Origin of the sequence: Streptomyces tsukubensis (assembly GCF_003932715.1) — a bacterium.
Lineage (GTDB): Bacteria > Actinomycetota > Actinomycetes > Streptomycetales > Streptomycetaceae > Streptomyces > Streptomyces tsukubensis.
On record NZ_CP020700.1, the window covers coordinates 5687577 to 5712866 of the forward strand.

A 25290-nucleotide genomic window follows, 5' to 3' on the forward strand; every position below is an offset into this window, starting at 1 on the left:
GTCTCGGACGGTCCTGGAGGGGGGCGTCAGCCGGGGGCGGCCAGCCGGTCGATCGCCGCCATCGGGACCGGCAGCCAGTCGGGGCGGTGCCGGGCCTCGTACACCACCTCGTAGACGGCCTTGTCGGTCTCGTACGCGCGCAGCAGCGCGGGCTCGGCGCGCGGATCGCGCCCCGACACCTCCGCGTAGCCCTCGCAGTACGCGGTCCGGCAGCCGTCCGCCCAGGACGGGTTCCACGGGCGGTGGGTGCGGGCCGCGTAGTCGAAGGAGCGGAGCATTCCGGCGATATCGCGGACGGGCGGCTGGGGGGTGCGGCGTTCGGCGAGGGGCCGGGCGGGTTCGCCCTCGAAGTCGATGACGGACCAGTAGGCGCCGGAGCGCAGGGTCTGGCCGAGGTGGAGGTCGCCGTGGACGCGCTGGACGCGGTGCCCGGTGCCTGCCGTGGAGCGGCCGAGGGCGGCGAGCGCGTCGAAGGCGGTGCGGAGCCGGGGCAGATAGGGCAGCAGGGCGGGGACCGCGAGCGCGGCTTCGTCGAGCCGGCTGCTCATTCCGGCGGCCAGCCGGGCGGTGAGCGCGGGTCCGAGGGCGACCGTGGGCAGTTCGGCGGCGAGTGCGGCGTGCACATCGGCGGTGACCCGGCCCAGCTCCCTGGCCTCTCCGGTGAACGGGCGGCCCGCGGCCAGCGCTTCGAGGGCGAGCTGCCAGCCGTCGCGGGAGCCGCTGAGATAGGGCTGGAGCACTCCGAGGGTGTACGGGTGCGGATCCGCCGACTCGTACCAGGCGACCGGCAGCGGCACCCGGTCGCAGCCCGCGCGGGCGAGGGCGAGCGGCAGTTCCAGATCGGGGTGCGGGCCGGGCTCGACCCGGCGGAGCACCTTGAGGATGTACGCATCGCCGTACACCAGGGAGGTGTTGGACTGTTCGGCGTCGAGGGGGCGGGCCGGGAGGCCGCCGGGGACGGCGGGTGCGCCGCCGGAGCGGGCGAACCGGAGGGTGCCGTGGGGGCCCGGGGTCCGCAGCCGTTCCAGGAGGAGTTCGGTGAGCCGGGGGTCGCGCAGCCCCTCGTACACCGTGCGGCCCGCCAGCGGTCCGGTCGCCGGACGGCCGATCAGCGCCGGGGCGAGCCGCGGCGGCAGCGTCCGGCGGACGCCCAGCAGGAGTTGGTAGCAGTCCGCCGGGCGGCCGGGCGGTCCGGCGGCCCCGGGTTCGTCCTGGTGGACCGCCACCAGCAGATGCAGCAGACCGGGCCCGTCGCCCCCGGGCCCGGTTCCGGCCACCGGCAGCAGTTCGGCCGCCGACACCAGGGAGAAGCCGGTGACCGGACGCCCCTTCCCGGCGAACCAGCGCCGGTCCGGCAGCCAGGAGCGCAGCAGCGGGGCGAGGGAGGTGAGCAGCGATGACGGACGGGCGACCGGGGTCCGGGTGGCAGCAGCCTCCGACATTGGCAACGTGCCCCTTCCCTCTGACGAAACTCATGAGGTGTATGTCGCATATGGTGCATATGTCGCAAATATACGAATGCCCAGAGTGTTCCGGATCTTTGCGGCGACAGTCCGGCGGCGCGCGGAGCCGCTCCCGCTTTGGGGTGCCGCACCCCCTCGGGTCGGCCGCCGTCCGGAAGCGTGCGGACGGGCTCCGGCCACCGGGCCCGGGGACGGGGCGAGCCCCCTGCGCCGGGGCGCCGGGGGCTCGGACGAGGGTCTCCGTACCGTCAGACCGCACCGGCTCCGACGGGGGCGGCCGGCTCCGGCTCCGTGCTCTGGTCGCGCCGCAGCCGGAACCAGTAGAAGCCGTGGCCCGCCAGCGTCAGCAGATACGGCCACTGGCCGATCGGAGGGAAGCGGACCTGGCCGATCAGCTCGACCGGCCGCCGTCCCGCGAACTCCCTCAGGTCCAGCTCCGTCGGCTGGGCGAACCGGGAGAAGTTGTGCACACAGAGCACCAGATCGTCCTGGTACTCCCGGGTGAAGGCGAGCACCGCCGGATTGGACGAGGCCAGTTCCGTGTACGAGCCGAGCCCGAACGCCGGGTTCTGCTTGCGGATCTCGATCATCCGCCGGGTCCAGTGGAGCAGCGACGAAGGGCTGCTCATCGCGGCTTCGACATTGGTGACCTGGAAACCGTAGACCGGGTCCATGATGGTCGGCAGATACAGCCGTCCCGGATCGCTGGAGGAGAATCCGGCGTTCCGGTCGGGGGTCCACTGCATCGGCGTCCGGACGGCGTCCCGGTCCCCCAGCCAGATGTTGTCGCCCATGCCGATCTCGTCGCCGTAGTAGAGGATCGGCGAACCCGGCAGGGACAGCAGCAGGGCCGTGAAGAGTTCGATCTGGTTGCGGTCGTTGTCCAGCAGCGGGGCGAGCCTGCGCCGGATGCCGATATTGGCCCGCATCCGCGGGTCCTTGGCGTACTCCGCGTACATGTAGTCGCGCTCTTCGTCCGTCACCATTTCGAGGGTCAGCTCGTCGTGGTTGCGCAGGAAGACGCCCCACTGGCAGTTGGACGGGATGGCCGGGGTCTTGGCGAGGATTTCCGAGACCGGGTAGCGGGACTCGCGGCGCACCGCCATGAAGATCCGCGGCATCACCGGGAAGTGGAAGGCCATATGGCATTCGTCGCCGCCGGCCGCGTAGTCGCCGAAGTAGTCGACGACGTCCTCCGGCCACTGGTTGGCCTCGGCCAGCAGCACCGTGTCCGGGTAGTGGGCGTCGATCTCCTTGCGGACCCGCTTCAGGAACTCGTGGGTGGCCGGCAGGTTCTCGCAGTTGCTGCCGTCCGCCTGGTAGAGGTACGGCACCGCGTCCAGCCGGAATCCGTCGATGCCCAGGTCCAGCCAGAACCGGAGGGCGGAGATGATCTCCTCCTGGACCGCCGGGTTCTCGTAGTTGAGATCCGGCTGGTGGGAGAAGAACCGGTGCCAGTAGTACTGGCGGCGGACCGGGTCGAAGGTCCAGTTCGACGATTCGGTGTCGACGAAGATGATCCGGGCGTCCGGGTACCGCTTGTCGTCGTCGGCCCAGACGTAGTAGTCGCCGTACGGCCCGTCCGGATCGGAGCGGGACTGCTGGAACCACTCGTGCTGATCACTGGTGTGGTTCATGACGAAGTCGATGACGACTCGCATGCCGCGCTGGTGGGCGGCGTCCGTGAACTCCACGAAATCGGCCAGATCGCCGAACTCGGGCAGGACGGAGGTGTAGTCGGCGACGTCGTACCCGCCGTCCCGCAGCGGGGACTTGAAGAACGGCGGCAGCCAGAGGCAGTCCACGCCCAGCCACTGGAGGTAGTCGAGGCGTTCCGTCAGGCCCTTGAGGTCGCCGACGCCGTCCCCGTTGCTGTCCTGGAAGGAGCGGACGAGTACTTCGTAGAAGACGGCCCGCTTGAACCAGTCGGGGTCGCGGTCCTTCGCGGGGGTGTCCTCGAACAGGTCGTGGACGGGTTCGTTGACGGTCATGGTGTGGGTGACCCTCCGATCGGCGGGGACGGTCGCAGAGCCACGATGTGCGCGGGCGTGACGCCCGGCTCCAGGCGCACGAAGGCGGCTCTGCCCCAGTGATAGGTCTCACCGGTGAGCAGATCGCGCACCGGGGCGGTCTCGTGCCATGCGAAGCCGAGTCGCGGCATGTCCAACGAGACCGTCCCCTCCTGGGTGTGGTGGGGGTCGAGGTTCGCGACGACGAGCACGGTGTCCTGGCCCGACCGTTTCGAATAGGCGATCACCGCGTCGTTGTCGGTGTCGTGGAAGTGGAGGTCCCGCAGCTGCTGGAGCGCCGGATGGCGGCGTCTGATCCGGTTCAGCGCGGTGATCAGGGGGGCGATCGTCCGGCCCTCGCGGGCTGCGGACTCCCAGTCCCGGGGCCGGAGTTCGTACTTCTCCGACCGAAGGTACTCCTCGCTGCCCTCCCGCAGCGCGGTGTTCTCGCAGAGTTCGTACCCCGCGTACATCCCCCAGGACGGCGAGAGCGTCGCGGCCAGCACCGCCCGTACCTCGAAGGCCGGGCGGCCGCCGCGCTGCAGCGTCTCGTGGAGGATGTCCGGGGTGTTCACGAAGAGGTTCGGGCGGAGCACCGCCGCGCTCTCCCCGGCCAGCTCGGTCAGATACTCCGTCAGCTCGCTTTTGGTGTTCCGCCAGGTGAAGTAGGTGTACGACTGCTGGAAGCCGACCGCGGCCAGCGTCCGCATCATCGCCGGGCGGGTGAATGCCTCCGCCAGGAAGATCACGTCCGGATCGGTGCCGTTGACCTCCGCGATGACCTGCTCCCAGAACACCACCGGCTTGGTGTGCGGATTGTCCACCCGGAAGATGCGCACCCCCCGCTCGGCCCAGAAGCGCAGGACCCGCACCGTCTCCCGGACCAGGCCCCGCAGATCGGCGTCGAAGGCGACGGGGAAGATGTCCTGGTACTTCTTCGGCGGGTTCTCGGCGTACGCGATCGTGCCGTCGGCCCGGTGCCGGAACCACTCGGGGTGCTCGGTGACCCAGGGGTGGTCCGGCGAGCACTGGAGCGCGAAGTCGAGGGCCACCTCCATCCGCAGCGCCTGCGCGGTCCGGACGAAGTGGTCGAAGTCGGCGAAGGTGCCGAGGTCGGGGTGGAGCGCATCGTGCCCGCCGTCGGCCGAGCCGATCGCCCACGGCACGCCGACGTCGTACGGACCGGCGGTCAGGCTGTTGTCCGGGCCCTTGCGGTGGGTCGTCCCGATCGGGTGCACCGGCGGCAGGTACACCACGTCGAAGCCCATCGCGGCGATCGCGGGCAGCCGTTCGGCGGCGGTGCGGAAGGTGCCCGAGACCGGGGGCGCGCCGGGCGCGACCACCGCCCCCTCGGAGCGGGGGAACAGCTCGTACCAGGACCCGAAGAGGGCCCGGCGGCGCTCCACCAGCAGCGGCAACGGACGGGACATGGTGACGAGTTCCCGCAGCGGATGCCGGTCGAGGACGGCGGCGACCCCGGCACCGGCCGCGGCGGCCAGCCGGGCCCGGGGCCGCTTCGCGCTGTCCCGCAGCGCGTCCACCACCGCGAGCACGGCCTCCCGCCCGTCGCTCTTGGGCACGTCCCGCGCCGCCCGCTCGTACAGCCGCGCCCCCTCCTCCAGCACCAGCTCGGTGTCGATCCCGGCCGGAATCTTGATCCCGGCCTCCCGCAGCCAGCTCGCCACCGGATCGCTCCAGGCCTCCACGGCGTAGCTCCAGAGCCCCTCGGAGTCCGGCACCACGACCGCACTCCACCGGTCGCTCCCCGGCGCGGCCTCCCGCATCGGCGTCCACGGCCCCGGCTGCCCGGCCGGATCGCGCAGCACCACATTCGCGGCGACGGCGTCGTGCCCCTCCCGGAACACGGTGGCCCCGATCTCGATGGCCTCACCGACCACGGCCTTGGCGGGCCTGCGCCCGCAGTCGACGAGAGGACTGACGTCCAGAACGGGGATCCGACCGATCATGGGCTCACCTGTGGGGGGCGGTACGGGCAGTACGGAGGCAAGCACGCGGGCACGCCGTAGCGCTATGCGGCTTTTAATGAAAGTTGCCCCTATTTGTAACCGCTGGATTACCGAGACCCGGCCCGGGACGCGGACGGCCCGTACCGATGGGGGGCGCGTTCACCCGGGGGGCGCAACGCCCCGCCGACGGGCCCACCGCCCGGCCCGGAACGGCGTCGAGCCCCGTACGGCACGGTGCCGTACAGGGCTCGGGAGTTCCCGGGGCGTCAGGACGGGAGCAGTTCCCAGCTCGGTTCCTTCGCTCCCGGGCGGAACAGCGCGAGGGCGGGGGGAAGGGTCTTACGCGTCATACGAGTGCTCCGATTCGGTCCACATCTGCCAGGGCTGGCGGGCCACCCACTCCTCGGCCCGCGCGGGTTTCACCGACAGAGCGGTGGACGACAGCCCCTCGTCGCCCGTCAGCAGCGAGGGATCCGCGCCCGCCGCCATGTAGTGGTAGACACCGGAGACACCCGCCGCGGCCTCCGCCCCCAGCAGATGCGAGAGCCCCTGCTCGAAGACCGCCGGCTCCAGGGGGACGTACCGCACATCCCGGCCCAGTCCGCGGCCGAACTCCTCGGCCAGCTCCGGGCCGGTCAGCACGGCCGGTCCGCCGATGTCGAAGGCGCGGCCCGCGATCCCGTCGACCGTCAGGGCCGCGAACACCGCCTCCGCGAGATCGCGGTGGGAGAGCCACGCCACCTGCGCGTCCTCGGGCAGCGGATAGGCCAGCACGCCCTCCGTCATCAGCGCCGGACCGTTCCACGGACTGAACAGATTGTCGAGATAGACCGGCGGCCGGACCACGACCAGTTCCACCCCGCTGCCCGAAAGCCCCTCCCGGAACACCGTCTCCGACAGCCGCCGGGTCTCGAAGCCGACCACGTTCGTCGTCCGGTCCGGGATCCGGACGTTCGTGTTGAACACCAGCCGCCGCACCCCGGACTCCCGGGCCGCCCGCGCGATGTTCTGCGCGTACCGCAGGACCTTCTCCGCCTGGTAGACCAGCGGAAGCACCACCGCCGCATGGGTGGCGCCCTCGAACAGTTGCCGTACGTCCTCGAAACGCCCCAGGTCACCCCCGCCGCAGGAGATACCGGGAAGCTGCGGCCGCTCACCCTCCGGCCGGCGGCTGAGGGTACGGACCTGATGGCCGCGCTCCACGAGCAGCCGCGCGGTGGCACCGCCCTGGAAGCCGGTCGCCCCCACGACGGCCACCCGCATCGGAATGTGATCGGACATATGTCTGAAGAGCCCTTCGATAAGGTTGAGGCCGCTGCCGGGTACCGCTCTTCCAGGCTCGCGGCGGCGGCTTCGGCCGATCAATTAACAAACCGGGTCGGAGGTTGAAGGATCGTCCAATGGACTCTGTTGACACTGCCCGGACCGAGGGCGACGACCTTCTGAGCGAGCTGATGAGGCCACTGCGGCTCACCGGCGTGTTCGACAGCCGGTGGAACCTCCGCGGCCCCTGGGCCATCGAGGGCGACGCCGAGGAGAGCTGTGCCGTCCTGCACTTCATCACCGAAGGCGACTGCTGGATCACCGGGGACGGGCGGACCTCCTTCCGGCTCCACGAAGGCGATCTCGCGGTCTTCCCGACCGGAACGGCGCACCGGCTCTCCGACCACCCCGACCGGCGCGGCGGCGTCGCGCTCGGCAGCGTGCTGCCCGAGCGCGAACCCGGCACCTCCGGCGAGATCCGGATCGACGGGGAGGGGCCGGTGACCAGGCTGCTCTGCGCCGGACTCCACTACGACGCGTCCGCCGCCGGCGGGCTCTACCGGGCCCTGCCCTGGGCCCTGGTCCTCGACCGCTCCCAGGTCGACCAGGAACCGCTGCTCCGGGACACCCTCCGGCTGCTCGCCACCACCGACCGCCCGGTCGGCCCCGGCGACCGGCTGGTCACCCTGCGCACCTTCGAGATGGCGCTGGTGCTGGCGCTCCGCCCGCTGCTGCGGGAACTCGCCGACAACCCCGCCACGCTGCCCCTGCTGCGGCACCCGGGGATCAGCAAGGCGATGGTGATCATCTCGACCCGGTTCGCGGAGCCCTGGACCATCGAATCGCTGGCCCGCGAGGTCGGGATGTCCCGGTCCGCCTTCACCGCCGCCTTCCGGGAACTGGTCGGGGAGGCCCCCGCCCGCCATCTCACCGGACGGCGGATGCAGGAGGCCGCCCGGCTGCTGGGGGAGACGTCGCTGCCCCAGTCCGCGGTGCCGCAGCGGGTCGGCTACCAGAGCGCCGTCGGCTTCCATCTGGCCTTCCGCAAATGGTTCGGTGTGACCCCCGGCGAATACCGGGCAGGCAACCGTCCGGCCGCCGCACGGCTGGCTGGTTCTTAATCACCACTGGACGCTCTCTCATTGCCCAGCCGTCCCGGACCGGGTGAGGCTCGGTACGGACGGGGGATGTGTTCCGTTTGAGGAGAAACGTTGATCAGGTCTGGCTCGCACTATCTCGATGCGCTGGACGACGGCCGGGAGATCTGGCTGGACGGCGAGCGCGTCAAGGGCGTGTCCTCCCACCCCGCCTTCCGCGGCACCGCCGCGTCCATCGCGGGTCTGTACGACCTGGCGCACGCCTCCGACCAGAGCCCGGTGCTCACCAGTGACGGGATCCACCGGGCGTACGCGATCCCCCGCACCCACGCCGATCTGGTGGCCCGCCGCCAGGCCTACAAGGTGTGGGCGGAGGCGAGCTACGGCTTCCTCGGCCGCACCCCGGACTACATGGCGAGCGGCGCCGCGGGGTTCGCGGCCCTGCCCCGGCTGTTCACGACGGACACCTTCGACGGGTCGGACAACGTTCTCGCATACCACCGAAGACTGGCCGAGAACGATCTGTACTGCGCGTTCACCATCACCAACCCCCGCCCCCGGCCCGGCGGCGACGACCCCGTGGTGCGGGTCGTCGCCGAACGCGACGGGGGCGTCGTGGTGCGCGGCGCCAAGACCATCGGCTCCGGAGCGGTCTTCGCCGACGAGGTCATCGTCGGCACCATCGAACCGCTCGCCCCGGACGACGTCGAACACGCGCTCTGCTTCTCGCTGCCCGTCGACACGCCCGGACTGAAGCTGATCTCACGGACCTCGTACGAGGGCCGGGCCCGCAGCGTCTTCGACAATCCGCTCTCCTCGCGCTTCGACGAGAACGACGCGATGCTCGTCTGCGACGACGTGTTCGTGCCCTGGGAGCGGGTGCTGACCTACCGGAACGTGGCGGCGACCGCCGCGATGTGGTGGCGCACCCCCGCCTACCTCAACTTCGTCCACCAGGCCGCCACCCGCTTCTGGACCAAACTGGAGTTCCTCACCGGGCTCGCGATCCTGCTCACCCGGGACAACGGCACCCATGGACTGCCCGCCGTCACCGAATCCGTGGGACGGCTCCTCGGCATGGTCGCCCAGGCCAAGGCGTTCGTCCTGGCCGCCGAAGCGTCCTTCGAGGAGGTCGACGGCGGCTGCGGAGGGGTGGCCCCGGGCACGGAGATATCCTTCGCCCAGCGCATCATGGCCGGTGAGCTGTACCCCCGCGCCGTCCAGGAGATCAAGAGCCTGGCCGGCGGGTCGGTCATCCAGCTCCCGGCGTCCGGCGAGGACCTCCTCCACCCCGAACTCGGCCCGCTGATGCAGCCGTACCTGAACTCGGCGGAGAGCACCGCCGAGGACCGGGTGAAGCTGCTGAAGCTGGTCTGGGACGCCCTCGGCTCCGAATTCGCCTCCCGCCACGAACAGTACGAACGCTTCTACCACGGCGCCCCGCACGTCTATCTGATGATGCAGCACGGCGCCGGCGGCGCGGAGGGCTGCGAGCGGCTGGCCCGCGCCTGCCTCGACGGATACGACCTCACCGGTCCCGGCCGGGGGCCCGGGGTGAGCACGGCGGGAGGCGCCGGCGGCGGGACCCGCCGGTGACGCACGCGCCCCCGCCGGTCGGGCTCCCCGCGGAGCCGCCCGGCACCGCGGGGAGCCCGACCGGCGCGGGCGCGCGCCATGACAGCGTTTTCCCCGCGGTACGCCTCCCCTCTCATGGGTCTACCGGGCTTCCGCCCCGTCCCGGCGCGCCCACCGCGACGGCCCTACGCCGCCCCGGGCCCGACCGTCACCGGGCTCCCGGGATCCTCGCCACGGCCGCCCCCGGCGCAGGGGGCGGCTCCGGCGTGCACACGCAGCGGCACAGCGCTCACCCGGCGCTCGTCCCGGGCGCGGGGAGCGCGGGGCATGCCGCGCTCCTGCCCGTACGACTGGGTACGACAGCCGCGGGTACCCAAGCTCCAGGGTCCGGCGAGCCGTCCCGCCCCGGCCCCGGACAGCACCCCGGCCCCGCCGTCCGGCCGGAATCCGTCACCAGGGGCCCGACCAGCCCCGGGCACGGGCCCTTACCGGGGTCCGCCACCGGCCGCGCGGCCGGACAGGAGCGCCGCAGCACCCCGGAGTGAGGGGCGCACGGCAGGCGTGCGGGCGCGTACCGCGCCGGGCGGCGGGGGGCCGCCCCCGTACGACCGTCCATTTGACCCGCACTTTCTTTCCCGTCGCGATGTGTCCGAGGGGGGCCTCCGATGACCTTGCACGACCTTGTCGTACCCGGTTTCGCAGCACGCACCGAACCGTATTTCCGCATTCCCGAGATCCGGGCCGCCGATCCGCTCGGCGCCGATGCGCCACTGGCCCGGCTCCCCGCCATGAACGCCGCCGCCGACGTCCCCGCGCTCGCCGCGGCCCTGCGCGCCCTGCTCCCCGAACCCGAGGACGTCGCCCGCTACGACGTCCCCCACGCCCTCGCCGCCATGCGCGACCTGGGCATGTTCCTCGGCTCCCTCAAACGCCACGGCACCGAGCCGGTCGCCGCCGTCCCCTATGTCCTGCCCGTCCTCGAACACCTCGGCCGGATCACGGACATGGTGCCGCGCGACACCGTCCACCACTACACCACCTGGAACCCGCCCGGCGAACGCCTGCGCACCTACACCGGGCTGACCGCCGAAGCCCGGCTCCAGGACGCCGTCCGGATGGTGATACCCGGACTGGTCGCCGCCCTCGAACACTGTGCCGAGCTGGCCGGGCTCGAACCGTACGACCCCGGATTCGCCACCGCCCTCGACCGGATCGCCGACTCCCTCGGCGCGATGGTCGAGTCCATCGACTTCACCATCGCCCATGTCCCCCCGGTGGTCTTCGCCACCGATATCCGCCCCTACTTCGAGGAGATCGGCGTCGACGGCGTCGACTACCTCGGCCCGGCCGCCGCCCAGGTCCCCCTCTGGCTGGTGGACCTGACGCTCTGGCAGTGCGACCGGAGCGACCGCTCGTACGAGCAGTTCCTCGCCGAATCCGTCCGCTACACCCTCCCGGGGTGGCGCGCCCACTACACGGCCCACCGCGACGGCACCTCCGCCGTCTCCAAGTTCTCCGCCGCCGTCAGCTGGGAGACCGAGGGCGGCCGGCCCCCCGCCCATCTGGTGCGATCCGGTTACTCACTCGTACGGGTGCTGCGTATCCTCAAGGCGTTCCGGGCCCGTCACATCACCGTGGCGCGCAAGGCGTACGCGGAGGAAGTGCGGTTGTACGACAAGGGCAGCGGCGGTGCGCCCCTCGAACTGCTGCGCGCCGTCCTCGACCTGACGCGCGACAACGAGACCTTCGTGCGCCGGGCCGTTGAACCGGCGCGCGCCGGGGGACGTGCCCGACACGACGCGTGCGGGCCCGGCGACACCTGCGGGTCCGCCGCCGAGGGCTGCGCCTGCGGCGGGAACGACGGCCCCGGGAGACCCGGGGGAGACGGCGGCCGGAACGGCGGCGACGGCCGCGACGGCCGGAGCCGGAGCCGGAGCGTCCGGCGGGCAGGGACCGGAGAGGCCGGGGAGACGGAACAATGACCCACTTCATGATCGCGGGCGGCGGTATCGCCGGGCTGACGGCGGCGCTCGCGCTCCACCGGGCCGGATTCACCGCGGTCACGGTCGTCGAGGCGGCCCGCGAACTGCGCGCGGTCGGCGCCGGGCTGAACATCATGCCGAACGCCGTGCGTGAGCTCGACGAACTGGGGCTCATCGACGAGCTGTCGGCCCGCGGCCTCGCCACCCGTGAACTGCGCTACTACCACCGCAGCGGCGGGCTGATCTCCACCGAGCCCCGCGGTCTCGCCGCCGGGTACCGCTGGCCGCAGCTCTCCATCGGCCGCTGCGCCCTCCAGAGCGTCCTCGCGGACGCCGTACGGGAACGGCTCGGAGCCGAGGCCCTCGTCCCCGGCGTCCGGGTGGCCGCCGTGGAGCAGCAGCCCCACGGCCGCCCCCGGGTACGGATCCAGCACCGGGACGGCGTCCACCGGGGCAGCGGCTCCCTGGAGCCCGACGTCCTCATCGGCGCCGACGGGATCCGCTCCGCGGTCCGCGCCGGGCTCAACCCCGGCGAGGGCGAACCGCCGTGGAACGGGCAGCTGATCTGGCGCGGGGTGTCCCGGGTGCCCGCCGAACGTGCCGGAACGTTCATGTTCATCGCCGGTGACGACCGGCAGAAGGCCGTCGTCTACCCGATGGCCGCACCCGATCCGGAGGACGGTACGGTCCCGGTGAACTGGGCCCTCGCCATCCCCGCCGCACTGGCCGCCGAATCGGCGCCCCGGGACGGGTCCGGGGCGGCCGCCGAGTCCCCGGGCGCCCACCGCGGCGACTGGGACCGCCGGATCTCCGTCGAACGCGTCGCGCACCACTACCGCGGCTGGGAGTTCGGCGGTGTCGACGTGGCGGAGGTGGTGTCGGCGGCGGAGGCGGCGTACGAGTACCCGATGGTCGACCGGGAGCCGCTGGAGCGCTGGTCCCACGGCCGTACCACTCTGATCGGTGACGCGGCGCACGCGATGTACCCGGCGGGCTCCAACGGCGCGACCCAGTCCGTCGTCGACGCCCGGGCGCTGGCCCAGGCGCTCTCCGTCCACCGCGACCCGACCGACGCGCTCGCCGCCTACGAGGCCCACCGGCGCCCGGCCATGACGGAGATCCAGCGGGCGAACCGGAGGCACGGCCCCGAGGTCGTGATCGCCCTCGCCCATGAGCGCGCGCCCGGCGGCTTCACCGATATCGACGAGGTCGTCCCGCCCGCGGAGCGCGCGGAGATAGCGGCGCGGTACGCGGCGAAGGGCGCGTTCGACCCGGCGACGGTGAACCTCGGCTCCCCGTACGAACCGGGCCGCCCCCCGGCCCTGGACTGACGCCCCGCCGGTACTGTCCCGCCGACAGGACCGGCCGCGCGGCCCGGGCAGCCGCCCCGTCTCGGCCCGGATCGGGGCGCCCCGGCGCCGGCGGGCCTTGCTGGTCACACGGCATGTGCAACATGCAGGCCGCCCCGGGCCCGGTGGGCCTTGCGGGTCTGGTGCCCGCGTCCGGCGGGGGTGTGCTGTGGTCCGTGTCCGGATGGGGTGGCTCGGGCGGGGCCGTGCGGGCCGCCGACCCGTTCCGGTGGACTCCTGGGCCCTGGATCCCGACCCGGCCCCGGGTGGTCCGGGCCCGGTGGGCCTTGCGGGTCTGGTGCCCGCGAATCCGGCGCGGGTGCGCCGCCGGGTCCCAGATGTGCCGCTCGTACGACGCGCTGCGGCCGGACGGCCGCCCGGGTCACCGGTTCGGGGCGACCGGACCCGTACCGTCCGCCCCGCGGCACCCGCCCGTCCCCGCCAGGTCGCTGGCCGCGGACGGCGGTGCGGCCGCCCCGGGGGCTCCGGAGCCGACGCCGGTCACGGCGCCTGCGGGAGGCGGCCGCACCGCCACCCGGCGCGGGACCCGCCGGGCCCGCGCCCCGGCAGGCTCTTGCCGGAGCCGGAGCCGGAGCCGGAGCCGGAGCCGGAGCCGGAGCCGGAGCCGGAGCCGGAGCCGGAGCCGGAGGGGCCCGCGCCCGGCGGGGGCGCCTCACCCCGGTGCCCGCCCCGCCCTCCGCAGGAGACCCGCGGCGCGCGGGGGAGCGCGGGCGTCCGCGGGGATGGGGGTCGCTCCTGCGAAGGTGGGAGCGTGAAGGCCATCCGTCGGTTCACCGTCCGACCCGTCCTGCCCGAAGCCCTGCGCCCGCTCAGCGACCTGGCGCGCAATCTCCGCTGGTCGTGGCATACCGAAACCCGTGACCTGTTCCAGGCCGTCGACCCCGACGGCTGGCGGGCCTGCGACGGAGACCCCGTCCAACTGCTGGGAGCGGTACCGGCCGGGCGGCTCGCGGAGCTGGCCGCCGACCGGCGCTTCCTGCGCCGGCTCACCGCCGCCGCCGACGACCTCGACGACTATCTGCACGGCCGCCGCTGGTACCAGACCCACCCCCGGGCCGCCGAGTTCCCCGCCGCCGTCGCCTACTTCTCGCCCGAGTTCGGCGTCACCGCCGCCCTCCCGCAGTACTCCGGCGGCCTCGGCATCCTCGCCGGGGACCACCTCAAGGCCGCCAGCGACCTCGGCGCCCCCCTGATCGGTGTCGGTCTCCTCTACCGCCACGGCTACTTCCGCCAGTCGCTCTCCCGCGACGGCTGGCAGCAGGAGCACTATCCCCTCCTCGACCCCGACGAACTGCCCGTCACCCTGCTGCGGGAGCCCGGCGGCAGCCCCGCGCAGATCTCCCTCGCCCTGCCCGCCGGACGCTCGCTGCGCGCCCATGTCTGGGTCGCCCGGGTCGGCCGCGTCCCCCTGCTGATGCTCGACTCCGACGTCGAGGAGAACGGGCCCGGCGAACGCGATGTCACCGACCGGCTGTACGGCGGCGGCAGCGAGCACCGGCTGCTCCAGGAGATGCTGCTCGGCATCGGCGGCGTCCGCGCGGTCCGTACGTACTGCAGGCTCACCGGCCACCCCGGGCCCGAGGTCTTCCACACCAACGAGGGCCACGCCGGCTTCCTCGGCCTTGAACGCATCCGGGAGGCGGGCGAGGCCGGACTCGGTTTCGACGCCGCCCTCGAAGCCGTCCGCGCGGGCACCGTCTTCACCACCCACACCCCCGTCCCCGCCGGGATCGACCGCTTCGACCGCGAACTCGTCGCCCGGCACCTCGGCGACCGCGGCGCCCTGCCGGGCGTCCCCGTCGACCGGATCCTCCGGCTCGGCACCGAGACCTACCCCGGCGGCGACCCCCAGGTCTTCAACATGGCCGTCATGGGGCTGAGGCTCGCCCAGCGCGCCAACGGCGTGTCCACGCTCCACGGCGCCGTCAGCCGCGGGATGTTCGCCGGTCTGTGGCCGGGCTTCGACGCCGAAGAGGTGCCCATCACCTCCGTCACCAACGGCGTCCACGCCCCCACCTGGGTCGCCCCCGAGGTCTTCCGCCTCGGCGCCCGCCGGATCGGGGCCGGCCGGGCCGAGGACGCGCTCACCGTCGGCGGCTCCGAACTGTGGCACGCCGTCGAAGGCATCCCCGACGCCGAGATCTGGGAGCTCCGCCGCGAACTGCGCGAACAGCTCGTGACGGAGGTACGGACCCGGCTCCGGGCCTCCTGGCGGCAGCGCGGCGCGGGCGCCGCCGAACTCGGCTGGGTCGACGGGGTCCTCGACCCCGATGTCCTCACCATCGGCTTCGCCCGCCGGGTCCCCTCGTACAAACGCCTCACCCTGATGCTCCGCGACCGCGACCGGCTGCGGTCCCTGCTGCTGCACCCCGAACGCCCCGTCCAGATCGTCGTCGCGGGCAAGGCCCACCCCGCCGACGACGGCGGCAAACGCCTCGTCCAGGAGCTGGTGCGGTTCGCGGACGATCCGCGGGTCCGGCACCGGATCGCCTTCCTGCCCGACTACGGCATGGCCATGGCACAGAAGCTCTACCCCGGCTGCGACGTCTGGCTGAACAACCCGCTGCGCCCGCTGGAGGCCTGCGGCACCAGCGGAATGAAGGCCGCCCTCAACGGCTGCCTCAACCTCTCCGTCCTCGACGGCTGGTGGGACGAGTGGTACGAGCCGGACTTCGGCTGGGCGATCCCCACCGCCGACGGCGACGGTACGTCCGCGACGTCCACCATGGAGGAGGACCGCCGGGACGATCTGGAGGCGGCCGCGCTCTACGAGCTGATCGAGAACCGGGTCGCGCCCCGCTTCTACGACCGGGGACCGGGCGGACTGCCCCACCACTGGGTCGGGATGGTCCGCCGCACCCTCGCCGTACTCGGTCCGAAGGTCCTGGCCGGACGGATGGTCCGGGAGTACGTGGAGCGGCTGTACGCCCCCGCGGCCGGCGCCCACCGGGCCCTGGACGCGGCGACCTCGGGCGATCTCGCCGGGTGGAAGGCCCGGGTGCGCGGCGCCTGGCCGAAGGTGGCCGTCGACCATGTGGAGGCGGTGGAGCACGCCCCCGCCGGGACCGCCGAGCTGGGCGTGGTGCTGGCCCTGCGGGTCCGGGTGGCCCTCGGGGATCTGACCCCGGACGATGTCGAGGTGCAGGCGGTCGCCGGTCGCGTCGACGCGGACGACGCGATCACCGAGGCCCGCCCCTACCCCCTGAAGCCCGCGGGTGGTCCGGATCTGGAGGGGCGGGTGGTGTACGAGGGACCGCTGCCCCTGGACCGTACCGGCGCCTTCGGTTACACCATCCGGGTCCTCCCGTCCCACCCGCTGCTGGCGTCCCCGGCCGATCTCGGCCTGGTCGCCTGGCCGGGGACGCGCTGACCCCCGGACGGACGGGACTCGACGGACTCGACGAACCCAACGGACACGGCCCGGGGCTCAGGCGGGCAGCTCCGTGTCGACCGACGGCACCCCGGGGGCGCCGCCGCCCGCTCAGGGGGAGGCGTCCCGGTCCTCCTCCCGGGGCACGTCCGTGACCAGGGTCTTGTGGGAGAGCCGGCCTTCCGTGAAGCAGAAGCGGTACGCGGGAGCGTCCCGGACCAGGTCCGCCCGGTGGTAGCGGCAGTGGTCCGCGTCCGGCGGTTCCGGATCGGTCCCGGCCGGACGCCCGGGCAGCGCCTGCCCTGGCAGGCGCGCGGTGACCTCGGACTGGAGGTCACCGACCCGGACCGCGTCGTAGACCGCGCGCGGAACGAGCGTCCGCATCCTCGTGTACTGGTCGAAGCCGGCCATCAGCAGCCCCAGCACCGCCGCCACCGCCGCCGGAACGAGCACCGCCTGCCGCAGCCCGCGCCGGACCCGCCGCCGGGCCCGGTCGAGTTCGCGGGCGGCGGTGGGCGCCCGCCCGGGCGGGGCGGCCGCGTCGCGCAGCGGTGCCCCGTCGACGGGGAGGCGCGCGGTGACCGAGAAGCCGCCGTCCGGTGCGGGACCGTGCACGAGGGTGCCGCCCGCGAGCCGGACGCGTTCATGGAGTCCGACCAGCCCGGTACCGCCGGACGCGGGCCCCTGCGCCGGGCGGGCGGCGGGGCCGTTGGCGACGGTGACACCCACCTCGCCGCCCCGGCGCACCACCCGTACCGTCACCTCCGCGCCGGGCGCGTGCCGGGCCGCGTTGGTGAGGGACTCCTGGACGACGCGGTGGACGGCCCGGTCGGTCATCTCGGGCAGCGGTACGGCCCCGGGCAACCCGGAGCCGGGATCGGGCCCGGGGCCCGTGTCCGTGGTGGCGGCCGGTTCGGCGAGGTGTACGGAGAGCCCCGAGGCCCGGGCCCGCTCCACCACCGCCCGTACCGTCTCGTCCCGCGGTGCCGTCGGCGCGCCCTCCTCGTCGGTGCGCAGCACCCCGACGATGTCCCGCAGCCGGGCGGTCGCCCCGGCCGCCGCCAGCCGGAGCTCCCGGGCCGCGGCGCGCTGCGGCTCGCCCAGCTCCCGGTCGATCTCCAGGGCCGCCGCGCGCAGGGCGATCAGCGACAGTTCATGGCCGAGGGAGTCGTGCATGTCCCCGGCGATCCGGGACCGCTCCCGCAGCCGCTCCCGGTCCGCGACGGCCCGCTGCTCGCGCTCCAGCCGGTCCGCCAGCGTCCAGCCCGCCCGGACCAGGTCCGCGTACTGCCGTACCGAACGGCCCAGCAGCCACGGCACCACCACGGCCAGCAGGACCGCCGCCACCTGCATGAACCAGATCCACAGCTCGTCACCGGCGGCGAGGGTCAGCACCAGGCCGAGAGCGGTGACGGAGGCGAAGAGGGCGAGCGCCGGACGGGCCCGGGGCGAGCGGCGGCCGGCCAGAAAGGCGAAGACGACGAGCGCCGCGCTGTACTGGGGGGTGATCAGCTGGGTGCTGTACAGGGCGCCGAGGCCGAGCGCCGTACCGAGCGCGGCCAGGGGGAACCGGCGTCCCGCGGCGACGGCGGCGCCGAGCAGGACGATCCCGGCGGCGGTGGCCCAGCCCGTACCCGACCAGCTCGCGGTCCACGGCCGGACCCAGCCTCCCGCACCGCTCCGGCCCCCGTTGAACAGGACGGGCGCGCTCACGGCCGCCCAGAGCGAGAGGTCGAGGGCGGTACGGCGGATTCGTTCGCGGCGCATGGCCCCACTCTGCCGCAGGGGGAGAAAGGGGGTGGGGGGCCGGTGGGCTGCCGTGCCCTCAGGGCCTGGGGCCCGGGTCGGCCGCCGTGTCCCGGGCCACGGCCTCCGCCTCGTACGCCAGAATCGCCAGCTCGACGCGGTTCCGCAGCCCCAGCCGGGCCAGTACCGCGCTGACGTGCGCCTTCACCGTGCCCTCGACGATGTGCAGCCGTCCGGCGATCTCCGCGTTGGAGAGTCCGGCACCGACCAGGGCGACGACTTCGCCCTCCCGGCCGGTGAGCGGCGCCAGCCTGCGCCGGGCCTCGGCGGTACGGGACAGCCTGCCGCCCTCGAACCGGTCGATGACCCGCCGGGCCACGGCCGGGGAGAGGAACGCGGCACCTTCGGCCACCGCCCGTACCCCGCTCAGCAGTTCCCGCGGGTCGCCGGACTTCACCAGGAAGCCGCTCACTCCGGCCGCGAGTGCGCGGGCGATGTACTCGTCCTCGGAGAACGTGGTCAGCACGATCAGCCCGACCGAGGGCGCGACCCGGCGCAGTTCCTCCGCCGCCCGCAGCCCGTCGGTGCCCGGCATCCGGATGTCGAGGAGTGCCACATCGGGCCGGTGGCGCAGGGCCAGCTCGACGGCCTGCCGTCCGTCCCCGGCCTCCGCCACCACCTCGATACCGGGCTCGGTCGCGAGGATGGCCCGGACGCCCGCCCGGATCATGGTCTCGTCGTCGGCGAGCAGGACACGTACCGGCGGCGTCCCGGGGGAGTGCCCGGCGGCTGAGTCTGCGGAGTAGGCGGAGTCGGCGGGAGCGGTCACGGCTCCACCCTAAGGTCCCCGGGGTCCAGGCATCCCAGGGTCCCGGTCCGGCCACCGGCGGGCGGAGGGTGGGCCCGGGACATGGGTGCGCCCGGGAGGGGGCGGCGTGCGGTTCCCCTCCCGGGCGCGGTTCGGACGGACGCCCGGGGCGTCAGAAGGTGAGCTTGACCCGGTTGATGTACCCGGTGTCCTGCGCGGCCCGGTCCTGGACCCGCAGCGCCCAGGCCCCGTTCGCGACCTCCGACGAGGCGTTGACGGTGTACGTCTCCTGGACGTTGTCCGCGGAGTCGTTGGCGCTGAAGGGCTTCAGGTTGTAGACCGTCCCGTCGGGGGCGACGAGATCCACGACCAGGTCACCGCGCCAGGTGTGGACGATGTCGACCTCGACCTGAAGGGCGGCCGGGGCGTTGCCGGTGACCCCGGAGACGGTCACCGGGGAGGTGACGGCGGCGCCGTTGTCCGGGATCGCCACATCGGCGGCGTTCTCGAAGGACGGGCCTCCCGGGTTGCCGCCGCCGGGCCGGGCGCCGACGTTGATCCCGGCCCAGGCGTCGGTGACGGACTTCACCTCGGCACTGGCCGCCCCGTACAGCTCGGTCGCGACGGCGATGGTGCCGGTGCGCGCCCCGGCGTAGTTGGTGGTGGAGGTGAACTTGGTGGTGAGCGCCTTGTACCAGATCAGCGCGGCCTTCTCGCGGCCGATGCCGGTCACGGGCAGCCCGTCGGAGGTCGGGGAGTCGTAGGCGACCCCGTTGACGGTCTTGGCCCCGCTGCCCTCGGAGAGCAGATAGAACCAGTGGTTCGCCGGTCCCGAGGAGTAGTGGACGTCGATGCTGCCGATGCCCGAGTACCAGGCGTCCTTGGAGGAGCCGTCCCGGCTGGGCCGGTCCATGTACCGCAGCGGCGTCCCGTTGCCCCGGATGTCGATCTTCTCGCCGACGAGGTAGTCGCCGGGGTCGTTCGGATTGGCCGCGTGGAACTCGACCGCGGCGGCGAAGATGTCCGAGGTGGCCTCGTTCAGACCGCCGGACTCGCCGCTGTAGACCAGGCGGGCGGTGTTGGAGGTGACGCCGTGCGTCATCTCGTGGGCGGCGACGTCGATGGACGTCAGCGGCTTGGCGTTGCCCGCGCCGTCGCCGTACGTCATGCAGAAGCAGGAGTCCTGCCAGAAGGCGTTGACGTAGTTGTTGCCGTAGTGGACGCGCGAGGAAGCGCCGACCCCGTCGCCGCGGATCCCGGAACGCCCGTGGACGTTCTTGTAGTAGTCCCAGGTGAGCCCGGCGCCGTAGGCGGCGTCGGCGGCGGCGGTCTCGGTGTTGGCCGCCTGTCCGTTGCCCCAGATGTCGTCCGGCCCGCTGAACAGGGTCCCGGTGCCGCTGGTGCCCCTGTTGAGGTTGGTGGTGCGGTGGTTGCCGCGTCCGCTGTCGGTGAGCTGGAAGGTGCTGCCGGACTGGACCGAGCCGACCGTCACCTGGCCGCTGTACTGGGTGTTGCCGGTCCCGGTGTGCACGGCCTGCCACCGGAAGAGTTCGGCGCCGGTACCGGCGTCGGTGACGACGTGCAGTTCGCTGGGCGTCCCGTCGTGCTGGAGCCCGCCGACCACCGTCTCGTACGCGAGCACCGGCTCGTTGCCCTGCGTCAGCCAGACGACCTTCCGGGGCGCCCGGGCCGCTTCGGCCTGCTTCCCGCCTTCGGCGGCGGCAGCGCCGAGGGCCCGGCTCTCGGCCGTGGCCGGGCTGATCCGGGCGGTGGTGCCGGCCAGACCGGTGAGCGCGGTGCGGGAGGCCCGGGCGACGGTTTCGGTGGCGCCCGACGGTGCCTCGCTGACGACGAGGTCGCCGCCGAGGACGGGGAGCCCGCGGTAGGTGCGCTCGTAGCGGGTGTGGGTGGTGCCGTCCCGGTCCTGTGCCACATCGCGGACCAGGAGCTTCTCGTCGGCCGTCAGCCCGAGTTGCTGCGCGGTGGCCGGGGTGTCGGCGGTGGCCGCCTTGACGAGGGCGGTGCGCTGGGCGGGGGAGAGGGCGCGGGGGAGCGCGCCGGGGTCGGCCTGTGCGGCCGGGGCGCGGTCGGCGCCGGTGGGGGCGGCGGCCTGGGCGCCGGTCGGGACACCGAGGGCGAGCAGGGCGACGGCGGCGACGAGAGCGCCGGCCGCCGTGGCGCGGCGGGGCTTGGGTCTCACGCGTACTCCTTCTGCGAGGGGGGTACCGGGGGCGGCGGGGGCGCCGGCCGGGCAGAGCGACAGAGCGGCGGAGCGGTGCTGGTACTGGTGTTGCGGTACGTGCTGTACGGCGCGTGCGGATGCCGTACGGCGTGCTGTGCGGGCCGCGTGCCCCGGCGCGCGCCGCCGGAGCCCGTGGCCGTCTCCCGGATACCGGATCCCGGTGTTCGTTCAGGTGTCCGGTAAACGGGTGTGCGGGGAGGGTGAACCGGGGTGAAGAGTCGCAGGAGTGGCGGGTTTCTGTCAGGAGCGCGTCAAGAAGTTGACCGGAATGCGTCCGTTCAACGAAGGGGGCCGTCCGCTGAGCGAACGCCGGGACGGCCGTTCGACGGCCCGTCATGTGCAGGTAAAGCCGGGGCAACGTGCGGGTATCCGCCCCGGGTCCCGACCGCGGCCCACGGCACGCCCCCCGGCCGTCCCCGCCGGGCCGGGGAAGGCCCCCACCGGCCGGGACCGCCCGCCCGGCCCCCGGGCAACGACCGGCACCGGCCGGGGCATCTGGCCGGTTTACGACCGCGGGACCGCCCCGCCCGGACGCGGCGCTTCTTACCTTCTGCCTCCGCGGTCCGGCCGCGACGGCTCAGACCAGACTGTCCCGCCACGCCCGGTGCAGACCGGCGAACCGGCCCCCCGACGCCGTGATCAGCTCGCCCGGCGCCCCGTCCTCCACGATCCGCCCGTGCTCCATCACCAGCACCCGGTCCGCGACCTCGACCGTCGACAGCCGGTGCGCGATGACCAGCGCCGTACGGCCGTGGAGCACCGTGTCCATGGCCCGCTGCACCGCCCGCTCGCCCGGTACGTCCAGCGAACTGGTGGCCTCGTCCAGGATCAGCACCGCGGGGTCGGCCAGCAGCGCCCGGGCGAAGGCGACCAGTTGGCGCTGGCCCGCCGAGATCCGCCCGCCCCGCTTGCGGACATCGGTGTCGTAGCCGTCGGGCAGCGCCGCGATGAAGTCGTGCGCGCCGATCGCCTTCGCCGCCGCTTCGATCTCCGCACGGCTCGCGTCCGGGCGGCCCACGGCGATGTTCTCGGCGACCGTCCCCGAGAAGAGGAACGCCTCCTGGGTCACCATCACCACCCCGCGCCGCAGCTCCGCCGTCTCCAGCTCGCCCAGGGGCACCCCGTCGAGCAGCACCCGGCCCTCGGTGGGGTCGTAGAACCGGGCCAGCAGCTTGGCGACCGTGGACTTGCCCGCACCGGTCGAGCCGACCACCGCGACCGTCTGCCCGGCCGGAATCACCAGGTCGAGACGGGGCAGCACCTCACCGCCGGTGCGGTAGGAGAACCGCACCCGGTCGAAGACCACCTCGCGGCCGGGCCGTCCGGCGGCGCGCTCCGGCAGCGGCACCGGCTCCCGCGGCTCCCGCACCGACGGCCCCTGCGCCAGCAGCCCGGCGATCTTCTGCAGCGAGGCGGCGGCCGACTCGTACGAGTTCAGGAACATCCCGAGCCGGTCGATCGGGTCGTACAGCCGCCGCAGATACAGCGCGCACGCCGCCAGCACACCCAGCGCCAGCGTGCCGTCCGCGACCCGGTAGGCACCCCACAGCACCATGCCCGCGACCGCGGTGTTCGCCACCAGCCGGGACCCCATCACGAACAGCGCCAGCTCCAGCATCGCGTCGCCGTTGCTGCGGCGGTGGTCCGCGTTGAGCCGGGCGAAGGCCTCGTCGTTCGCCCGCTCGCGGCGGAAGGCCCGGACCGGCCGGATGCCGTTCATCGTCTCCGTGAACTTCACGATGACCGCTGCCATCGCCGTCGACTTCCGGCTGTACACCGCGGCGCAGCGCCGCCGGTACAGCCGGATCAGCAGCGCGAGCGGGAGGAAGGTGGCGACCGCGACGGCGCCGATGCCCAGATCCAGCCAGAGCAGCAGGGCCGCGATATAGACGAACGCCAGCAGGACGTTGATCAGTTCCTGGAGGCCCTCGTCGAGCAGCTCCCGCAGCGATTCCACGTCCGCAGTCGACCGGGAGATCAGCCGGCCCGAGGTGTACCGCTCGTGGAAGTCGACGCTGAGGGCCTGCGCGTGCCGGAAGATCCGGGCCCGGAGATCGACCAGGACGTCCTGGCTGAGCCGGCCGATGGTGGTGACGAAGAAGTACTGGAGCAGCCCGGCGCCGGTGGCGGCGGACGCATAGCCCGCGGCGACCGCGATCAGCGGCCCGTAGTCGTGGTCGCGGACCGCCGGGACGCCCCGGTCGATCGCGTACGCGACCAGCAGCGGGCCCGCCTGCACCGCGGCCTGCTGGAGCAGCAGGAGCAGCGCCACCAGGACCACACGGCCGCGGTACGGGGAGAGCAGCGAGCGCAGCAGGTCCCGGGTCGCGCCCGCCGTGGCGGGAAGGTCGTCCCGGTCGAAGGGGTCGCCGCCGGGCGCGGTGAGCGGGCCCCCGGCTTCCTGCGCATTCTCCGGCGCGTTCTCCGGGAGCGTTCCGGCGGATCCGGTCGGCTGGGTCATGGACGCGTTCCTTCCGACAGCTCCGACAGCTCCGACAGCTCCGCAGTTTTCTCGGTGCTCGTACGCGGCGCCGGGGCCCGCTCCGTGCCCGACATCAGCCAGGCGTACTCCGCACTCGTCCGCAGCAGTTCGTGGTGGGTGCCGACGGCCGCGATCCGCCCGCCGGACAGCAGGGCCACCCGGTCGGCGAGCAGTACCGTCGACGGCCGGTGCGCGACGACCAGAGCGGTGGTGTCCTTCAGTACGTGCCGGAGCGCGGCCTCCACCCGGGCCTCCGTATGGACGTCGAGCGCGGACAGCGGATCGTCCAGCACCAGGAAGCGCGGGCGGGCCGCGACCGCGCGGGCCAGCGCCAGCCGCTGCCGCTGCCCGCCCGACAGGGTCAGCCCCTGCTCACCGACCTCGGTGTCGGCACCGAGGGGAAGCGCCGGTACGAAATCGGCCTGGGCCACCCCGAGCGCCCGGTCCAGGGTCTCCGGGCCGGAACCGTCCGCGCCCATCAGGACGTTCTCCGCGACGGTCGCAGAGAAGAGCGTGGGCTCCTCGAACGCGACCGACACCAGCGTCCGCAGCTCCGTGCGAGGCATCGCCGTGATGTCGACGCCGTCCAGGGTGATCCGCCCGGCGGTCACCTCGTGGAGCCGCGGCACCAGGGCGGTCAGGGTCGTCTTGCCGCTGCCGGTCGCGCCGACGAGGGCCATCGTCTCCCCGGGACGGATCTGCAGATCGACGCCGTCGAGCACCGGAACGGCGGTCGCGGGCGCGTCCGGGAAGCGGAACGCCACCCCCTCGAACCGGATTCCGGCACCCCCCGGACCCGTACCCCCGTCCCCGCCCCGCGTTTCCCCGGCGCCGTCGTGGCCCGACTCCTCCGGCTCGTCCATCACCTCGAAGTACCGCTCCGTCGCGGTCGCCGCCTCCTGGCAGAGCGCCAGCAGGAACCCCATCGACTCCACCGGCCAGCGCAGCGCCAGCGCCGTCGACAGGAACGCCACCAGCGTGCCCGCGGACAGCTCGCCGTCCGCCACCTGCACCGTGCCGAGCACCAGCGCCGCACCGATCGCGGTCTCCGGGATGACGGTGATCGCCGCCCAGATGCCCGCCACCATCCGCGATTTCAGCAGCTCCGTACCGCGGAGCAGCCCCGCCAGACCGTGGAAGGACCGCTCCTGGCTGCGGTGGCGGCCGAAGCCCTTGATGACGCGGATGCCGAGGACGCTCTCCTCCATGACCGTCGCCAGATCCCCGGCCTGGTCCTGGGCGCGCCGGGACGCGATGGAGTACCGGGCCTCGAAATAGGAGCAGATCACCACCAGCGGCACGATCGGCAGCATCAGGATCAGCCCCAGCGTCCACTGCTGCACCAGCAGGATCACCAGACCGATGAGGATGGTCACCCCGTTGACCAGCAGGAAGGTCAGTGGGAAGGACAGGAAGATCCGGACCAGGCTGAGATCCGTCGTACCGCGTGACAGCAACTGCCCCGACGGCCAGCGGTCGTGGAACGCCAGCGGCACCCGCTGGAGGTGCCGGTAGAGATCCGCCCGCATCGCCGCCTCCACCGCTGCCAGCGGGCGGGCCACCAGCCACCGGCGGAAGCCGAAGAGCACCGCCTCCGCGACACCGAGCAGCAGCAGCGCCAGCGCGCCCAGCCAGACCCCGCCGGGATCGCGGCCGGCGACCGGCCCGTCGACGATCCACTTCAGTACGAGGGGGATCACCAGGCTCAGGGACGAGGCGACGATCGCCACACCGGCGGCGATGAACAGCCGGGTGCGCACCGGCCTGACGTACGGCCAGAGCCGCAGCAGCACCCGGGCGACGGACCGTTTCCGCGCCGGGGGATCGTCCGGCGCGGCGGGGGGCGGGGGCTCGGCGGCCGCCTTCTCCTGGGGTGAAGGGTAAGTGGGCATCAGGACCGAGAGTACGGTTCACCA

General features: G+C 73.4%; 14 protein-coding genes. 5 read left to right on the forward strand and 9 right to left on the reverse strand.

What is annotated here, in order from left to right:
* Nucleotides 1–26: 26 nt before the first annotated feature.
* The 4 genes from B7R87_RS33735 to B7R87_RS23620 all read right to left on the reverse strand — a co-directional run bounded on the left by B7R87_RS33735 (nucleotide 27) and on the right by B7R87_RS23620 (nucleotide 6720).
* Nucleotides 27–1442, reverse strand: a complete 1416-nt coding sequence (locus B7R87_RS33735; protein WP_006346533.1) for a maltokinase N-terminal cap-like domain-containing protein — start codon at nucleotides 1440–1442, stop codon at nucleotides 27–29.
* Between the two features lie 269 nt (nucleotides 1443–1711).
* Nucleotides 1712–3454 (reverse strand): maltose alpha-D-glucosyltransferase, encoded by a 1743-nt coding sequence (treS, locus tag B7R87_RS23610; protein WP_006346532.1) that lies wholly within the window; start codon nucleotides 3452–3454, stop codon nucleotides 1712–1714.
* Nucleotides 3451–5439, reverse strand: a complete 1989-nt coding sequence (locus B7R87_RS23615) for an alpha-1,4-glucan--maltose-1-phosphate maltosyltransferase (RefSeq protein WP_006346531.1) — start codon at nucleotides 5437–5439, stop codon at nucleotides 3451–3453. The genes treS and B7R87_RS23615 overlap by 4 nt, the downstream gene beginning before the upstream one ends.
* A gap of 339 nt (nucleotides 5440–5778) precedes the next feature.
* Nucleotides 5779–6720, reverse strand: a complete 942-nt coding sequence (locus B7R87_RS23620; RefSeq protein WP_006346530.1) for an SDR family oxidoreductase — start codon at nucleotides 6718–6720, stop codon at nucleotides 5779–5781.
* Nucleotides 6721–6839: 119 nt separating this feature from the next.
* Between B7R87_RS23620 and B7R87_RS23625 the strand changes: the two genes are divergently transcribed.
* The 5 genes from B7R87_RS23625 (at nucleotide 6840) to glgP (ending at nucleotide 16096) form a co-directional block, all read left to right on the forward strand.
* Complete coding sequence (locus tag B7R87_RS23625; protein WP_006346529.1) at nucleotides 6840–7823, forward strand: AraC family transcriptional regulator; 984 nt, start codon at nucleotides 6840–6842, stop codon at nucleotides 7821–7823.
* Between the two features lie 90 nt (nucleotides 7824–7913).
* Nucleotides 7914–9395: a 4-hydroxyphenylacetate 3-hydroxylase family protein gene (locus B7R87_RS23630; RefSeq protein ID WP_130585211.1), complete on the forward strand. Its 1482-nt coding sequence runs from the start codon at nucleotides 7914–7916 to the stop codon at nucleotides 9393–9395.
* Between the two features lie 644 nt (nucleotides 9396–10039).
* A complete protein-coding gene (locus B7R87_RS23635) occupies nucleotides 10040–11356 on the forward strand; it encodes a monodechloroaminopyrrolnitrin synthase PrnB family protein (protein WP_233168913.1) in 1317 nt (438 codons plus the stop codon).
* Nucleotides 11353–12687, forward strand: coding sequence for an FAD-dependent monooxygenase (locus B7R87_RS23640; protein WP_006346526.1), 1335 nt, complete (start codon nucleotides 11353–11355; stop codon nucleotides 12685–12687). The genes B7R87_RS23635 and B7R87_RS23640 overlap by 4 nt, the downstream gene beginning before the upstream one ends.
* A gap of 790 nt (nucleotides 12688–13477) precedes the next feature.
* Nucleotides 13478–16096, forward strand: coding sequence for an alpha-glucan family phosphorylase (glgP, locus tag B7R87_RS23645; protein ID WP_006346525.1), 2619 nt, complete (start codon nucleotides 13478–13480; stop codon nucleotides 16094–16096).
* Between the two features lie 111 nt (nucleotides 16097–16207).
* Here the strand turns inward: glgP and B7R87_RS23650 are convergent, their stop codons facing one another.
* The 5 genes from B7R87_RS23650 to B7R87_RS23670 all read right to left on the reverse strand — a co-directional run bounded on the left by B7R87_RS23650 (nucleotide 16208) and on the right by B7R87_RS23670 (nucleotide 25266).
* Nucleotides 16208–17863, reverse strand: a complete 1656-nt coding sequence (locus B7R87_RS23650; protein WP_130585210.1) for a sensor histidine kinase — start codon at nucleotides 17861–17863, stop codon at nucleotides 16208–16210.
* A 58-nt stretch (nucleotides 17864–17921) separates the two neighbouring features.
* Nucleotides 17922–18572 carry a response regulator gene (locus B7R87_RS23655; RefSeq protein ID WP_233169080.1) on the reverse strand — a complete coding sequence of 217 codons (651 nt, stop codon included), beginning with the start codon at nucleotides 18570–18572 and terminating at the stop codon, nucleotides 17922–17924.
* 250 nt (nucleotides 18573–18822) lie between these two features.
* A complete protein-coding gene (locus B7R87_RS23660) occupies nucleotides 18823–20850 on the reverse strand; it encodes a M4 family metallopeptidase (RefSeq protein ID WP_130585209.1) in 2028 nt (675 codons plus the stop codon).
* 619 nt (nucleotides 20851–21469) lie between these two features.
* Complete coding sequence (locus tag B7R87_RS23665) at nucleotides 21470–23353, reverse strand: ABC transporter ATP-binding protein (RefSeq protein ID WP_006346520.1); 1884 nt, start codon at nucleotides 23351–23353, stop codon at nucleotides 21470–21472.
* Entirely contained in the window at nucleotides 23350–25266 is a 1917-nt protein-coding gene (locus tag B7R87_RS23670; protein WP_006346519.1) for an ABC transporter ATP-binding protein, read from the reverse strand. Before B7R87_RS23670 ends, B7R87_RS23665 begins: the two co-directional genes overlap by 4 nt.
* Between the last annotated feature and the right edge of the window lie 24 nt (nucleotides 25267–25290).

Coding starts and splice junctions, on each gene's coding strand:
- B7R87_RS33735 (WP_006346533.1), bottom strand. CDS start 1,442: ATGTCGGAGGCTGCTGCCACCCGGACCCCGGTCGCCCGTCCGTCATCG.
- treS (WP_006346532.1), bottom strand. CDS start 3,454: ATGACCGTCAACGAACCCGTCCACGACCTGTTCGAGGACACCCCCGCG.
- B7R87_RS23615 (WP_006346531.1), bottom strand. CDS start 5,439: ATGATCGGTCGGATCCCCGTTCTGGACGTCAGTCCTCTCGTCGACTGC.
- B7R87_RS23620 (WP_006346530.1), bottom strand. CDS start 6,720: ATGTCCGATCACATTCCGATGCGGGTGGCCGTCGTGGGGGCGACCGGC.
- B7R87_RS23625 (WP_006346529.1), top strand. CDS start 6,840: ATGGACTCTGTTGACACTGCCCGGACCGAGGGCGACGACCTTCTGAGC.
- B7R87_RS23635 (WP_233168913.1), top strand. CDS start 10,040: ATGACCTTGCACGACCTTGTCGTACCCGGTTTCGCAGCACGCACCGAA.
- B7R87_RS23640 (WP_006346526.1), top strand. CDS start 11,353: ATGACCCACTTCATGATCGCGGGCGGCGGTATCGCCGGGCTGACGGCG.
- B7R87_RS23650 (WP_130585210.1), bottom strand. CDS start 17,863: ATGCGCCGCGAACGAATCCGCCGTACCGCCCTCGACCTCTCGCTCTGG.
- B7R87_RS23655 (WP_233169080.1), bottom strand. CDS start 18,572: ATGATCCGGGCGGGCGTCCGGGCCATCCTCGCGACCGAGCCCGGTATC.
- B7R87_RS23665 (WP_006346520.1), bottom strand. CDS start 23,353: ATGACCCAGCCGACCGGATCCGCCGGAACGCTCCCGGAGAACGCGCCG.
- B7R87_RS23670 (WP_006346519.1), bottom strand. CDS start 25,266: ATGCCCACTTACCCTTCACCCCAGGAGAAGGCGGCCGCCGAGCCCCCG.